This is a genomic window from Pseudomonas sp. 21LCFQ010 (assembly GCF_024129905.1).
Lineage (GTDB): Bacteria > Pseudomonadota > Gammaproteobacteria > Pseudomonadales > Pseudomonadaceae > Aquipseudomonas.
In genome coordinates, this window is sequence record NZ_JAMYDZ010000015.1 from 40,290 (window position 1) to 54,716 (window position 14,427).

The window sequence follows — 14,427 nt, forward strand, 5'->3', positions numbered from 1 at the left end:
AGGATCTGCCAATGTTCAATGACCTGGGTCGCCTGGGCAAATACCTCGGTCAGGCTGCACGCCTGATGGTGGGAATGCCCGACTACGACAACTATGTGGAACATATGCAGAACAAGCACCCGGACAAACCGGTAATGAGCTACGAGGAGTTCTTCCGGGAACGCCAGGAAGCCCGTTACGGTGGCAAGAGTGGTCCGAAGTGTTGTTGAACCTCTGACATGACTGTTTGACCCGACGCGCCACAGGTTCCTGCCTGTGGCGCGTTTTGTTTTTAGTGCAAGCCTCTGCCAAGGAGCCTCCATGAGCGAGTTGCAACCCATCCCCGTTACCGTACTGACCGGCTTTCTGGGCGCGGGCAAGACCACCTTGCTGCGCCACCTGCTCAAGGCCGAGCACGGCCTGAAGATTGCGGTGATCGAAAACGAATTCAGCGACGCCGGCATCGACAGCCAGTTGCTCGGCGACGAGCCGGTCCAGGTCATGACCCTGTCCAATGGCTGCGTGTGCTGCACCATCCACACCGACCTGACCAAAGCGCTGTACCTGCTGCTGGAGCGCCTGGACAGCGGCGAAATCGCTTTCGACCGGCTGGTGATCGAATGCACCGGCCTGGCCGACCCGGCGCCGGTGGCGCAGACTTTTTTCATCGACGAGGAACTGCGCGAGCGCTACATCCTCGACGGCATCATCACCCTGGTCGACGCGGCGCATGCCGATGTGCACCTGACCCAGACCATCGCCCAGGCCCAGATCGGCTTCGCCGACCGGCTGCTGGTCAGCAAACGTGATCTGGTCGATGACGAAACATTCGAGGCGCTCAGTGCCCGTCTGGCGCGGATCAACCGTCGTGCGCCAATCCGTACCGTCGATCACGGACGTATTGACCTGGCCGAGTTACTGGACGTGCGTGGCTTCAACCTCAATGCCGACCTGGGCGGTGGCATCACCTTGCGTCCCGTGGCACCGGCCGGCAATAACGGCGACCGCATCTCCAGCCTGGTACTGCGCACTGACCGGCCGCTGGATATCGATCGGCTCAGCGAGTTCATGAACACCCTGCTGGAAGATCACGGCAAGCAATTGCTGCGCTACAAGGGCGTGCTCAACATCGCCGGCGAACCACGCCGCCTGGTGTTTCAGGGCGTGCTGAAACTGTACGGTTTTGACTGGGACACCGAATGGGCCGAAGACGAAGCGCGTGAAAGCGTGATCGTGTTCATTGCCGATGAATTGCCCGAAGAGAAGATCCGCGCAGGGTTTGCCGAGCTGGTTGGAGCTTAAGCTACAAGCTACAAGCGGTAAGTTGTGAACCGTTGATTTTGATCTTCGAGCCGAGATGGCACTGACGACGCCAGACGCGACGATTGGCGCTGGCCGATTGGAGGTGTCGATTTGGTGGGAAAACCGGCACGCAAGCCGGTTTTAGGTGCGCTGGGCAGGACGCCCATCGCGCCGACCGCCAAATCGGCACCGGAGTGAGGGGACCCCCGCAGGGGGCCAAGACCGGAGCAAGCGCTTTGGTGACTTTGGCGCCCCAAAGTCACTCGCCCAGCAGGGCGAAACCTGCAGTTCAGGCAGCGCGATGAAGGATTTTCCAGCGGTCTAAAGACCCATTCGCGGCTAAAGCCAATGTTGTTCGGTTAAGTACACAACTCTCGGTGGGAGGCAGCTCTGCTGACGAAGACGGCGGCACGTTCACAGCAGATGTAGTGTCTTTACTGGCCTCTTCGCGACCAAAGTCGCTCCTACCGGGTACATAAAGCATTTAACTGAACAGTATTGCGGCTAAAGCCGCTCCTGCGGTGCTTACAACTAATCCGTTCGGCGGCCACAAAAAAGCCCGGCGCCAAGGCCGGGCTTTTTCATGCAGCAGGCTACGCGATTACGCGCCGTAAACCGGCAGACGTGCACAGATCGCCTTGACCTTCTCGCGTACCGCATCAATCACGGCTTCGTTGTTCAGGTCAGCCAGGATGTCGCAGATCCAGCCAGCCAGTTCCTTGCACTCGGTTTCCTTGAAACCACGAGTGGTCACCGCCGGGGTGCCGAAACGCAGGCCCGAAGTGACGAACGGCGAACGCGGGTCGTTAGGTACCGAGTTCTTGTTGACGGTGATGTAGGCACGGCCCAGAGCGGCGTCTGCATCTTTACCGGAAATGTCCTGCTTGATCAGCGACAGCAGGAACAGGTGGTTCTGGGTGCCGCCGGAAACGACGTCGAAGCCACGCTCGATGAACACGCTGGCCATGGCCTGGGCGTTCTTCACCACTTGCTGCTGGTACGCCTTGAACTCAGGTTGCAGGGCTTCCTTGAAGCACACCGCCTTGGCTGCGATCACGTGCTCCAGTGGGCCGCCCTGGGCGCCCGGGAATACTGCGCTGTTGAGCTTCTTCTCGATCTCGGCGTTGGCACGGGCCAGGATCAGGCCGCCACGTGGACCGCGCAGGGTCTTGTGAGTCGTGGTGGTGACCACGTCAGCGAACGGAACCGGGTTCGGGTAGACACCAGCGGCGACCAGACCGGCGACGTGAGCCATATCGACGAACAGCAGTGCGCCGACCTTGTCAGCGATTTCGCGGAAACGAGCGAAGTCCAGAACCTGCGAGTAGGCAGAGAAACCGGCAACGATCATCTTGGGTTTGTGCTCGACAGCCAGGCGCTCGACTTCGTTGTAGTCGATCAGGCCGTTGGCATCGATGCCGTATTGAATGGCGTTGTACAGCTTGCCCGACGAGCTGACGCTGGCGCCGTGGGTCAGGTGACCACCGTGAGCCAGGCTCATGCCCAGGATGGTGTCGCCGGCCTGCAGCAGCGCCAGGTAGACAGCGGCGTTGGCCTGGGAGCCAGCGTGCGGCTGGACGTTGGCGTAGTCGGCACCGAACAGCTCTTTGGCGCGGTCGATGGCCAGTTGTTCAACGATGTCGACGTACTCGCAACCACCGTAGTAACGCTTGCCCGGGTAACCTTCGGCGTACTTGTTGGTCAGCGCCGAGCCCTGAGCTTCCATCACTGCGGGGCTTGTGTAGTTTTCCGAAGCGATCAGCTCGATGTGCTCTTCCTGGCGCACGGCTTCTTGTTCCATGGCGGCAAAAAGATCGGGGTCGAACTTGGCGATAGTCAAATCACGGCTGAACATGGCTGTCCTCGAGGGCTTGGAGCGGAAAAGGGGGGCATTCTACCCCATCGGAGAATCTCTGGCATATGAAAGGGCCTCATCCGTCGGGTGAAGCAGCTGCAAGCTCGTAGGAGCGGATTCATCCGCGAACATTGACCAGGCGACACCTCTGCTGTGCCTGGCCTGACCCCATCGCGGCTGAAGCCGCCTGCCGCTGCTTCAATCGAGCATGAACAGCGCGTCATTGCTGAACTGGGCCTCGAACTGCCCGGCCGGCATCGGGCGGCCGAACAGGTAGCCTTGTACTTCGTCGCAGCCATGCTCGCGCAGGAAGTCCAGTTGCTCGTGGGTTTCCACGCCTTCGGCGATCACCGACAGGTTCAGGCTGTGCGCCATGGCGATGATCGCCCGGGCAATCTGTGCATCCTGCTCGCCCGAGGGCAAACCATCGACGAAAGAGCGGTCGATCTTGAGCACATCGATCGGGAACTGCTTGAGGTAGTTGAGCGATGAGTAGCCGGTGCCAAAGTCGTCAACCGCGATGCTCAAGCCGAGATTCTTGAGGCCGGCCAGGGTCTGCATGGCTTCGCCGACTTCACGCATCAGGATGCTTTCGGTCAGTTCCAGCTCCAGGCAGGCCGGTGGCAGCCCGGTGTCCCTGAGGGTGGCAGCGATGCGTTCGCCCAGTTGCCCGTCGCCAAACTGACGGGCAGAAATATTGACCGACACCTTCGGCACCCGAACCCGTTCCTGGTGCCAGCTCTTGAGCTGGCGGCAGGCCTCGGCCAGCACCCAGTCGCCAACTTCCATGACCAGGCCAAGCTCTTCGAGCACTGGAATGAAGTCGTTCGGTGGCACCAGCCCGCGTCGTGGATGGCGCCAGCGCAGCAGCGCCTCGGCGCCGGTCAGGCGCTTGCCGTCGCCGCTGAACTGCGGTTGGTAGTAAAGCACGAACTCTTGCTGTTCCAGCGCGTGGCGCAGATCGCTTTCCAGCTCCAGGCGTTCCAGCGCGGTCGCGTTCATGTCGGCCTGGTAAAACTGGAAGTTGTTCTTGCCGCGCTCTTTGGCGTGATACATCGCCGTGTCGGCGTTCTTCATCAACTGGCTCAGTTCATGGCCATCCTGCGGACTCAGGGCAATGCCGATACTGGCAGTGACGAAGAACTCGCGGCCCTCCAGAACAAACGGCGTGACCAGGCTGTTGAGAATCTGTTCGGCCACATGAATGGCGCGGTTCAGGGCAACCTCACGGGTCGCGCCGGAGTGCAGCAGCAGGGTGAATTCGTCGCCGCCCATGCGTGCCACGGTATCGTCATCAGTCACGCAGGCCAGCAGCCGACTAGCCATTTCCTTGAGCATGCGGTCGCCGGCGGCATGGCCGAGCGAGTCGTTGATCGGTTTGAAACGGTCGAGGTCGAGGAACATCAGCACCACCCAGGCGCTCTGGCGCTCGGCCTGCTGCAATGCCGAATGCAGGCGGTCCTGGAACAGGGTGCGGTTGGGCAGGTGGGTCAGTGCGTCGTAGTAGGCCAGGCGATGAATGCGCTGCTCGCTGGCCTTGCGCTCGCTGATGTCGCTGAAGAAGCACACATAGCTGGCCAGGTCGCCTTCATCATCAAGCACTGCGGTGATCCCGACCCAGGCCGGGTATTGCTCGCCGTTGCGGCGTTTGAGCTGAACCTCGCCTTCCCAGTTGCCGCGCTGGTTAAGGTGCCGCAGCACCTGGTGCAGGTGCGCCTCTTCGTGCTCGACAGTCAGCAGGGTCGGCAACTGGTCCAGGATCTGGTGGACCTCGTAGCCACTGACCCGGGTGAAGGCATCATTGGCCTGCACGATGTAACCGGCCGGGTCGGTGATCAGGATCGCGGAAGTCGAGTGCTCGAAAACCGTAGCCGCCATGCGCAGGTCTTTTTCAGCGCGGCGTTGCTGGCTGACGTCGCGGGCGACGCCCAGGATGCCTTCGAAACTGCCATGCTCGTCCCAGACCAGCACCAGGCGCAGTTCAATAGGAATCTTGCGGCCATCGGCGCGCAGGCAATCGAAGACGAACTGACGGGTCGGCACTTCGTTGCGCAGCCGCTCCAGGTCGTGCGGCTTGTTCAACACTTTGCGGATACGAACGATCAGGCTATAGATGCCGGTCAGTTGCTGCGGGTTAGCCAGCGCCGCGCTCCAGCCATTGCGGACAATCCAGTCGGCGCTGTAGCCCAGTACCGTTTCGACTGACGGGCTGACGTAGTTGAGTTCCAGGCCCCGGTCAGTGGAGAAGATAACGTCGCTGATGCTTTCGGCAAGCATCCGGTAGCGCTGCTCGCTGTCGCGCAGCGACTGGCTGGCGGTCACCTGGTGGGTGATGTCTTTGGCAATACCGATGATCCGCGTGACCTGGTCATCCTTGTCCCAGGCCATTGCCTGTTCGCGGATATCGAAATGGCGCCAGCTCTGTTGGCAGTCACGAAAGCGCAGTACGCATTGCAGCAGTTCGTTGTGCCCATGATGGCGTTGGCGCAGGCGCATGTCCCGGTAATTGCTGGCATCGTCGGGGTGCAGCAGCAACTCCCAGAAAAACTCACCCATGCTTTGCAGTTCGGTCTTGCTGTAACCCAGCGTCTGCCCCAGATGGTGGTTGCTGTAGATCATCCGCTGGCTGGGCACGTCTTGCACGTACAGGTGATCGGGCACGGTCCGAACCACGTCGGACCAGAAACTTTCGCGGTCCAGCAACGACAGTTCCATCTGCTTGCGGCTGGTGATGTCGCCAATGCTGAGAATCACCGAGTCGTAGTCGTTCTGCTCTTCGGGCAGGCGCATGACCAGCCAGAGATGCTGGTCTTCACCAGCGTCACGGGTCAGGCGAATTTCCAGCTCCAGGCTCGGCTCGTTGGCCAGGACCGCGCGGATGATCCGTGTTCCCGGGCCTGCGGGGTTTCTCGGGTTTGCGTCGATCAGCGAGTCCCAGGCCTGCTGACTGTTCTCGATACCCAGCAGGTCCAGCGCGAACTGATTGACTTCTGTGATGTGCAATTGCTGGAGCAGCCGTTTGAACTGGCTGGGCTGGTGTTTGATCAGCTTGTCCAGATCCTCGGTATTGCGCACTTGCAAGCTGTCGAGCAAGGCAAACAGCGCAGACATGTCGAGCACGCAGATGGCGACGCCTGCCCCCTCGAAAATGCCCTGATAACGGCGGCGGCTTTCAACCAGTTGGGTCTGGCGGCGACGCAAGCCAAACAGGGTGACCAAGGGCAGGATGGCAAACATCATGGCCAGCACGCACTTGAAAATCAGTGGCAACACTAGCGCCTTGCGCTCTTGCCGGGCATCGAACAGACCATGCAGTTGCCAGTCGCTGTTGCTGATCGGTTGCAGCAGCACCGTTTGCAGGTTGCCATTACTGCGATGCCCGTCACGGGCGATAATCTGCGACTGTTCACGATTTTCCAGGCGCCACAGGTGCATGAAGTCGTGGGACGGTTGCTGGGTCAGCGGCTTGAGTGCCTCCCGGCCCAGACGCAATGCCCAGTAGTCACCGGTAATGCCGCCTGCCTGACGGACCAACAGGTAAACCAGCCGGCCGTCGCTGGCGTTGGTGTAGTAGTACGGCTTGCCTTGGGCTTTGCGCAGTTGCTCTTTGAGAAAGGCTGCGTCACCGGTGCCCATTGCACTGTCTTTGATGATATCGCCGGCGGGGCTGAGCCAGGCCACGCTTTGCAGGGCCGGCAGCGCCTGGCGCAGGTTGTCCAGGGTCGAGGGCTGCTCCAGCGACTGACCGACGCTGACCGCCTCATCCAGCAGGCTCACGCTGACCTGGGCGCTGAGCGTCAGGTTCAGGCTCAGGCGGTCTGCCAGTTGCATGCTGTAGTCCAGGCTGCGCTGGCGCTGACGCTCTTGAGTCTGTTGAAACTGCTCGAAGGATTGCCACAGCAACAGGGCGAGCATCACCAACACCAGAGCGGCCAACGCGCCTTTCAGTGAACCACGCACAGGCAGTTGACTGGAATTCTTGACGCTACGCGATGATGTAGAAGCCGTTGGTGTGGGCAAGTCGATGTTCCTGACTACTGGACTGAAGCAGCGAATGCAGCCTGCACTATAAGCCGGGCGCCCAAATGGCGGCTAGCATGCCTTTAGTTGTGGCTAAGTGCCAGCGTTTATTGGTGGTAACGCCTGTTTGCCGGCCCGTTCGGTTGGTGGTATTTGCCGTATTTCACTTCGCATTTGATCAATTCAAGGCGCGTAACTGTTACTCGGCAAGGACCGGCAAAGAATTAAGCCGGATCTGGCATTGTTCAAGGGTTTTTCTGCACCTTTTTTAGTCGTATCGCCAGGGCGGTATCTGCCAGCGGCGTAACGGCGGATTTCGGGCTGTCGCCGGGCAGCCCCCCTGCCAGCGTCCGCCGACTTGGGTTAAGCTTGCCGACCCTGAGCGCAGTTGAGTGGCGCTTGTTTGTCGTACGCAATGCAGCCTGGCCGGTGTTCCGACCGCGTCGCGCGGCCCGCGCAATTTTGCTGCTCTGAATCTGAATAATTGTTTCTTTATGGCTTTGCTTGCCAGGCAAGGCTTTCAATCACGTTTTCGAGCGAGGTCCAGGTTTTGGCTCAATACGTCTACACCATGCATCGGCTGAGCAAAGTAGTGCCGCCGAAGCGGGAAATTCTCAAAAACATCTCCCTGTCGTTCTTCCCGGGCGCCAAGATCGGCGTGCTGGGCCTCAACGGCTCGGGTAAATCCACCCTGCTGAAAATCATGGCTGGCGTCGACACCGAGTTCGACGGTGAAGCCCGTCCGATGCCTGAGCTGAATGTCGGCTATCTGCCACAGGAGCCGCAACTGGACCCGGAAAAGACCGTCCGCGAAGTGGTTGAAGAAGCGGTCAGCGTGATCAAGGACGCCCAGGCGCGCCTCGACGAAGTCTATGCCGCCTATGCCGAGCCGGACGCTGACTTTGACAAGCTGGCCGCCGAACAGGCCAAGCTCGAAGCCATTTTGCAGGCTGCCGATGGTCACAACCTGGAGCGTCAGCTGGAAGTCGCCGCCGATGCGCTGCGCCTGCCGGCCTGGGACGCCAAGGTGGCGGTGCTGTCCGGTGGTGAAAAACGCCGTGTTGCCCTGTGCCGCTTGCTGCTGTCCGCCCCGGACATGCTGCTGCTTGACGAGCCGACCAACCACCTGGACGCCGACTCGGTGGCCTGGCTGGAGCGCTTCCTGCACGACTTCCCGGGCACCGTGGTGGCCATTACCCACGACCGTTACTTCCTGGATAACGTCGCTGGCTGGATCCTTGAACTCGACCGCGGCGCAGGCATCCCGTACGAAGGTAACTACTCGGGCTGGCTGGAGACCAAGTCGGCGCGTCTGGAGCAGGAGTCCAAGCAACAGAGCGCACACGAAAAAGCCATGAAGGAAGAGCTGGAGTGGGTGCGCAAAGGCGCCAAAGCCCGCCAGTCCAAATCCAAGGCCCGTCTGGCACGCTTCGAAGAAATGCAATCGCAGGAATTCCAGAAGCGCAGCGAGACCAACGAGATCTACATTCCGGCCGGTCCGCGGCTGGGCGACAACGTGATCGAGTTCAAGAATGTCACCAAGAGCTACGGTGATCGGGTGCTGATTGATAACCTGTCGTTCACCATGCCAAAAGGCGCGATCGTCGGCGTTATCGGTGGTAACGGCGCAGGTAAATCGACCCTGTTCCGCATGATCATGGGCAAGGAGCAGCCAGACTCGGGCAGCATCGCGATCGGCGAAACCGTGCAACTGGCGTGTGTCGACCAGGCGCGTGACGACCTCGATGGCGGCAAGACCGTGTTCCAGCAGATCTCCGACGGTTCCGACCAGATCCGCATCGGCAACTACGAGATTCCGTCGCGTACCTATGTGGGGCGCTTTAACTTCAAGGGTGGCGATCAGCAGAAGTTCGTCAAGGATCTGTCCGGTGGTGAGCGTGGCCGTTTGCACCTGGCCCTGACCCTGAAGGAGGGCGGTAACGTCCTGCTGCTCGACGAACCGTCCAACGACCTCGACGTCGAAACCCTGCGCTCCCTGGAAGAGGCCCTGCTGGACTTCCCGGGCGCAGCGATTGTGATTTCCCACGATCGGTGGTTCCTGGACCGCGTGGCAACTCACATCCTGGCTTACGAAGACGATTCGAACATTGTGTTCTTCGAAGGCAACTACACCGAGTACGAAGCCGATCGCAAGAAGCGCCTGGGCGATGCTGCCACCCAGCCGCATCGGGTCCGGCACAAGAAGCTGGCCCAATAAGCCGGCTGTAGCTGCACAGGAATGGGGCCTTTATGGCCCCATTTTTGTGCTCGGATTTCCGTTCTTCACAGCGGTTATTTATATATTTGCACCAGAAAAATTCATAAAAACGACATTTCGCACTTTTTAAGTGCGTTTTGAATTGGTAGAGTCCGGGAAAATTCCTACAAATAGCCACTCTGTCGAGACGTTCCAATGACCGAATCCGTCGATGTTTTCCTCGCTCGTCTGAAGCAACGCGATCCTGCCCAGCCCGAGTTTCATCAGGCAGTGGAAGAGGTGCTGCGAACCCTCTGGCCGTTTCTGGAAGCCAACCCGCATTACCTTGAGGCCGGCATCATCGAACGTATGGTCGAGCCGGAGCGTGCGGTGCTGTTTCGCGTGTCGTGGGTCGACGATCAGGGCAAGGTTCAGGTCAACCGCGGCTATCGCATCCAGATGAGCAGCGCCATCGGCCCTTATAAAGGCGGCCTGCGTTTCCACCCCTCGGTGGATCTGAGCGTGCTCAAATTCCTGGCCTTCGAACAGGTATTGAAGAACTCCCTGACCTCGCTGCCCATGGGCGGCGGCAAAGGCGGCTCGGACTTCGATCCAAAGGGCAAGAGCGACGCCGAAGTCATGCGCTTCTGCCAGGCATTCATGAGTGAGCTGTACCGCCACATCGGTGCTGACCTCGACGTGCCGGCCGGCGACATTGGCGTGGGCGCGCGCGAGATCGGCTTCATGTTCGGTCAGTACAAGCGTCTGGCCAACCAGTTCACGTCGGTGCTGACCGGTAAGGGCATGACCTACGGCGGCAGCCTGATTCGCCCAGAGGCCACCGGCTACGGTTGCGTGTATTTCGCCGAAGAAATGCTCAAGCGTGACGGCAAGGCCATCGACGGTCGCCGGGTGGCGATTTCCGGTTCTGGCAACGTGGCCCAGTACGCTGCACGCAAGGTCATGGACCTGGGCGGCAAGGTTATCTCGTTGTCCGACTCCGAAGGCACCCTGTACATCGAGGCGGGTCTGAACGATCAGCAGTGGGATGCGCTGATGGAGCTGAAAAACGTCAAACGTGGGCGCATCAGTGAACTGGCCGAACGCTTTGGCCTGGAGTTCCGCAAAGGCCAGACGCCATGGAACCTGGCCTGCGATATCGCCCTGCCGTGCGCCACCCAGAACGAACTGACCGGCGAAGACGCCCGGACCCTGCTGCGCAATGGCTGCATTTGCGTGGCTGAAGGCGCGAACATGCCAACCACCCTCGATGCCGTTGACCTGTTCATCGAGGCCAGGACGCTGTTCGCGCCGGGCAAAGCCTCCAACGCCGGCGGTGTCGCGGTCAGTGGTCTGGAAATGTCGCAGAACGCCATGCGCCTGTTGTGGAGCGCCGGTGAAGTGGACAGCAAGCTGCATGGCATCATGCAGTCGATCCACAATGCCTGTGTGCATTACGGCCAGCAAGCTGACGGCAGCGTGAACTACGTCAAAGGTGCCAACATCGCAGGCTTCGTCAAGGTCGCCGATGCCATGCTGGCGCAAGGCGTGGTCTGATTCAGCCTTTCATGGACTGATGCCAATACTGTTCGGTTAAGTGCTTTAGGTACTCCGGTAGGAGCGAGCTTGGTCTGGGCGGTAATCCGACGAAGAGGCCGGTACATTCACAGCAGATGCAGCGAGTTTGCTGGCCTCTTCGCGACTACAGACGCATGCAGAACTTATCCGGTGGGAGTCGGCTTGCCGACGAAGACGGCGGTACATTCACAGCAGATGTAGTGTTTTTACTGGCCTCTTCGCGACCAAGGTCGCTCCCACCGGGGGCATGCAGTACCTAAGTGGACAGTATGGGGCTAATGCCGATCAGTTAAGTGGCTCTGGCTCCTCCCACAGTGACCGCGTTGTCCATGACTGACCGGTATTGCTGTCACGGGCCTGCGTCAGCCTCGATTTCCAGTATTTCGATCAGTTGATCCCCGGCCGGGCGCTTGCACAGCACTTCATCACCGGGTTGCGCACCGAGCAGGGCACGGCCCAGTGGTGAGCCCCAGTTGATCAGGCCATGAGCGGCATCGGCCTGGTCCTCGCCGACCAGTTGCACGCGCTGGCGATGGTCGTGTTCATCGGCATAGGTCACCCAACTGCCGATCTGCACCTTTTCAGTGGATAACGCCGGGGTTACCACCAGGGCGCTCTGCTGGCGCTGGGTGTAGTAGCGCAGGTCGCGCTCGATATCCACCAGTCGCTGTTTGTCAGCCTTCTCGCCCAGTTCGGTCTGCTGGCGGTGCTGCCCCTGCAGCTCACGAACCTGGTTTTGCAACTGCACCAGCCCATGGGCGGTGACGTAATTGGGGCTCTCGCTGACCAGCCGCTCTACCGGCTGGCTGGTCTGTTCGGCATTGCTGTCTTCGTTGACGAACGCACGACTCATGATTTTCCTCCCGTAGATGCAAGGTTAGGGGCTGTTGACGTTTCATCACAACCGCGCCGCGGTCTGTTTTGTCGGCCTGCATAGGCTTCACTCTGTCGGAATGCGTGCGCCAAGCCACGGCCCTGCGGCCTGCGCTGAAACGTCAACAGACCCTCGGCATGACCGGGCGAAACAGGTTTGCATGACTGCGGGCGCAGCGCTCGGGAATGCCCGGACAAGACTCAGCATGCGCTGCGAGTGAGTGTTGTGGATGTCCGTTTGCGACCCCCTGGCGGTGCTTCTCGTCTCAGTCGGGACGATAAGCCCTGGCCTTGTCGCGGGTCTTCTGCTGTTCCCAGGCACGGTCCCGGTCACTGCTCCAGCCGTTACTTTCCCGGTCGCGGCTTTCCTGCATCGCCTGGCACTGACGCAAACCATCGTCCCAGCCTTGGGCATACAGCTTTTCTTTGAGGTAGCGAGGCACGTTTTTGCGGTATTGCCCGCCAATCGAGCCTGCCGCCTGTCGTCCACTGCCGCAACCATCCTGAAAACCATCGGCGAATGCCGGTGGATAACCCTCGGCCAACAATTGCTCGTGGGTCGACTGGCATCCTGCAAGCACTACGATCAGGCCCAACAACGCTATACGCATGTTCATGATCGAATTCCTCGGTTACTGAGGAAAGTCTAGTCAATGCCAGGTACGCAGCCGGTCAACAGTTCGTCGAAAAAGTGTTCAGTAGTGATACCAGCGTAATTGCAGCATCACCTCGTTCTGCGCATCGCCCAGATGAGTGAAGTCGCGCTGGGCGGTCAGGCGCAGGCCCAGATTGCGCGACACCTCCCACTGTTGGTTCAGGCTGATGCTGCGCCGCACTTCGCCATTGGTGAAATAGTCGCCCTTGGCCTCCACACTCAGGTTGCCCAGCGGGTTTCGCCACAGCACTCCGGTATTGAAGCCGGCGGCGGGCGCGACAAAGGCGCTGAAGTCATTGTTGTGCTCCAGCCGTGCGGTACCCAGGGCGAAGCCCAGCAGGTTGTCGCTCAGTTGCCAGGTCGCGCCGCCGCCGCCGTTGACGTGGCTGACCAGCGTCTGTTCGCCATGCTTGCCCGGCACGCGCTCCAGACCGCCGGAGACCTGCCATGACCAGGGTTTGAGCAATTCATTGCGCGGCGTCAGCGAGCGAATGGTCGCCAGGTCCAGGCGCTGCAGTTTCCAGTCGTTGCCCTCGTACTGGCGCAGTTTGAGCTGCAGGATTTCGATTTGCGCACCGAGCGGGAAGCCGTAGGCGTTATCGTTGAGGTCGTGATAGGCCATGCGCAGCCCGTACTCGGCAAACGCCTTGTCAGCATGACTGCCCACGCCCAATTGCCAGGTGCGTGACTGATGGCCTTCTTCGGGCAGGCCCGGCTGGTCGATCTGCAGCATCGGTGGCGGATTCTGGTTGATCGCGCGCAGCAGCTCGAAGCTGCGTTGGGCGCTGTTACGGTCACGTTCCTGGCCGTTGGCACGGTAGCGCTCCAGACGGTAAGCGGCGTCCTGGATCAAGGCTCGCCGCTCGGCTGGCTGGGCCAGGTAATCGGCACTTTGCAGTTGCGCCGGGTCGGCGCTGACGGCCAGCACCCACTGTTGCTCGGTGTGGTCGAGTGGCTCGGCGCGGCTGAGCAACTCGCGCTCACGCGACGGGCGGTAGTCGATCTTGTCCACCAGCCCGGCGGCCTTGACCGCTTTGACGGTGTCGGTGGGGATCGCGGTCAGTTCGAACTGATCAGTCAGTTGCAGGCCGGGCCGGGCGATCTGCAGCAATTCCAGCAAGCGATAGGAGCAGTTTTCGTCAAAAAAGTAGTAGCTGAAGCGAATTTGCTTCAACTCCCAGACATGCTCGACCATGCGCTCGGTTTCTTCCTTGCTCAGGTTCAGCCGGTATTCCCACAGGTCGCGGTTTTCCAGGCTGCGGTATTCGGCGAGCTTTTCCTGATAGGGCACCAGCGCGAACAGGCCCGGATAGCCGCCTGCCAGGCCTTTCCAGGCGTACAGGATGCTGTTGTCCGAGCCCTCGATGTATGCACCGAAGTTGATTGCATAGCTGAGCAGGGTGGTGTTGTTGGATCGTGCACTGGCCGGGTCGATACGCAGCAGGGTATGGCCGAACATCGATGACGGGCTGTTCAGGTAGGCCGCCGGGAACACCAGCGTGGTGCTGTCGGGCGAGACATCCTTGAACCACTCGTTGAATTCCTTGCAGTCCACCACTGGCAGGTCGCGCAACTGCAACTGATTGCGCAGCCAGCGGGTGCGGGCCGGGTAAGTGCATTGCGCATGGGGCTGCTGATCGAGCTCGGGAGCCCGGATCGCCGCCAGGGTTGCACTCAGTTCGGCATATGGGTCATGCGCACCATTGGCGGCAAGAAAGAATTTCGGGTCGTCGACGTGGCTGCGCCAGCCACTCAGACGGGTTTTTTCATAGTGGCCCAGAGACAGCCAGAACGGGTCGCTGGCCAGTTGCTGCAAACGTTCGTTATTGACTTGTGGGGCCACTTGCGGGGTTGCGCACAGCGGGGCGCAGACAAACAGCGTCAGGCAGGCGAGACGTTTGAGCATGGGCGGGCAACTGTTCGAAAAGTGGGAAACCGCTCCCCGTGAGCCGGGGAGCGGTACGAGCA

The 14,427-nt window shown here is 60.4% G+C and carries 10 protein-coding genes; 4 read left to right on the top strand and 6 right to left on the bottom strand.

Annotation, left to right across the window (positions count from 1 at the left end; all coding sequences use genetic code 11):
* Positions 1-11: 11 nt before the first annotated feature.
* Complete coding sequence (locus NJC38_RS17470) at positions 12-209, top strand: YbdD/YjiX family protein (RefSeq protein WP_045483739.1); 198 nt, start codon at positions 12-14, stop codon at positions 207-209.
* 91 nt (positions 210-300) lie between these two features.
* A complete protein-coding gene (gene yjiA / locus NJC38_RS17475; RefSeq protein WP_253116182.1) occupies positions 301-1,281 on the top strand; it encodes a GTPase in 981 nt (326 codons plus the stop codon).
* 601 nt (positions 1,282-1,882) lie between these two features.
* Here yjiA and glyA read toward each other — a convergent pair.
* The 3 genes from glyA to NJC38_RS17490 all read right to left on the bottom strand — a co-directional run bounded on the left by glyA (position 1,883) and on the right by NJC38_RS17490 (position 7,680).
* Positions 1,883-3,136 (bottom strand): serine hydroxymethyltransferase, encoded by a 1,254-nt coding sequence (glyA, locus tag NJC38_RS17480; RefSeq protein ID WP_253116184.1) that lies wholly within the window; start codon positions 3,134-3,136, stop codon positions 1,883-1,885.
* A 198-nt stretch (positions 3,137-3,334) separates the two neighbouring features.
* A complete protein-coding gene (locus NJC38_RS17485) occupies positions 3,335-7,051 on the bottom strand; it encodes an EAL domain-containing protein (protein ID WP_253116281.1) in 3,717 nt (1,238 codons plus the stop codon).
* Between the two features lie 350 nt (positions 7,052-7,401).
* Positions 7,402-7,680, bottom strand: a complete 279-nt coding sequence (locus NJC38_RS17490; RefSeq protein ID WP_253116186.1) for a hypothetical protein — start codon at positions 7,678-7,680, stop codon at positions 7,402-7,404.
* Positions 7,681-7,706: 26 nt separating this feature from the next.
* On the opposite strand from NJC38_RS17490, the gene ettA reads away from it, so the two are divergent.
* Both ettA and gdhA read left to right on the top strand, forming a co-directional pair.
* Complete coding sequence (ettA, locus tag NJC38_RS17495; RefSeq protein WP_253116187.1) at positions 7,707-9,374, top strand: energy-dependent translational throttle protein EttA; 1,668 nt, start codon at positions 7,707-7,709, stop codon at positions 9,372-9,374.
* Positions 9,375-9,569: 195 nt separating this feature from the next.
* The gene (gene gdhA, locus NJC38_RS17500) at positions 9,570-10,910 is read left to right on the top strand and encodes an NADP-specific glutamate dehydrogenase (RefSeq protein WP_253116190.1); all 1,341 of its coding nucleotides are present in this window, start codon (positions 9,570-9,572) and stop codon (positions 10,908-10,910) included.
* A gap of 370 nt (positions 10,911-11,280) precedes the next feature.
* On the opposite strand, the gene NJC38_RS17505 is transcribed toward gdhA, so the two are convergent.
* The 3 genes from NJC38_RS17505 to NJC38_RS17515 all read right to left on the bottom strand — a co-directional run bounded on the left by NJC38_RS17505 (position 11,281) and on the right by NJC38_RS17515 (position 14,365).
* Positions 11,281-11,784, bottom strand: a complete 504-nt coding sequence (locus NJC38_RS17505; RefSeq protein WP_253116192.1) for a GreA/GreB family elongation factor — start codon at positions 11,782-11,784, stop codon at positions 11,281-11,283.
* A gap of 286 nt (positions 11,785-12,070) precedes the next feature.
* Positions 12,071-12,421 carry a hypothetical protein gene (locus tag NJC38_RS17510; RefSeq protein ID WP_253116194.1) on the bottom strand — a complete coding sequence of 117 codons (351 nt, stop codon included), beginning with the start codon at positions 12,419-12,421 and terminating at the stop codon, positions 12,071-12,073.
* A gap of 78 nt (positions 12,422-12,499) precedes the next feature.
* Complete coding sequence (locus tag NJC38_RS17515; RefSeq protein ID WP_253116196.1) at positions 12,500-14,365, bottom strand: DUF4105 domain-containing protein; 1,866 nt, start codon at positions 14,363-14,365, stop codon at positions 12,500-12,502.
* Positions 14,366-14,427: the final 62 nt, after the last annotated feature.

Bases quoted from the DNA above. Each gene is read 5' to 3' on its own strand.
- NJC38_RS17470 (WP_045483739.1), top strand. From the start codon at position 12: ATGTTCAATGACCTGGGTCGCCTGGGCAAATACCTCGGTCAGGCTGCA.
- yjiA (WP_253116182.1), top strand. From the start codon at position 301: ATGAGCGAGTTGCAACCCATCCCCGTTACCGTACTGACCGGCTTTCTG.
- glyA (WP_253116184.1), bottom strand. From the start codon at position 3,136: ATGTTCAGCCGTGATTTGACTATCGCCAAGTTCGACCCCGATCTTTTT.
- NJC38_RS17485 (WP_253116281.1), bottom strand. From the start codon at position 7,051: ATGCTCGCCCTGTTGCTGTGGCAATCCTTCGAGCAGTTTCAACAGACT.
- gdhA (WP_253116190.1), top strand. From the start codon at position 9,570: ATGACCGAATCCGTCGATGTTTTCCTCGCTCGTCTGAAGCAACGCGAT.
- NJC38_RS17505 (WP_253116192.1), bottom strand. From the start codon at position 11,784: ATGAGTCGTGCGTTCGTCAACGAAGACAGCAATGCCGAACAGACCAGC.
- NJC38_RS17510 (WP_253116194.1), bottom strand. From the start codon at position 12,421: ATGAACATGCGTATAGCGTTGTTGGGCCTGATCGTAGTGCTTGCAGGA.
- NJC38_RS17515 (WP_253116196.1), bottom strand. From the start codon at position 14,365: ATGCTCAAACGTCTCGCCTGCCTGACGCTGTTTGTCTGCGCCCCGCTG.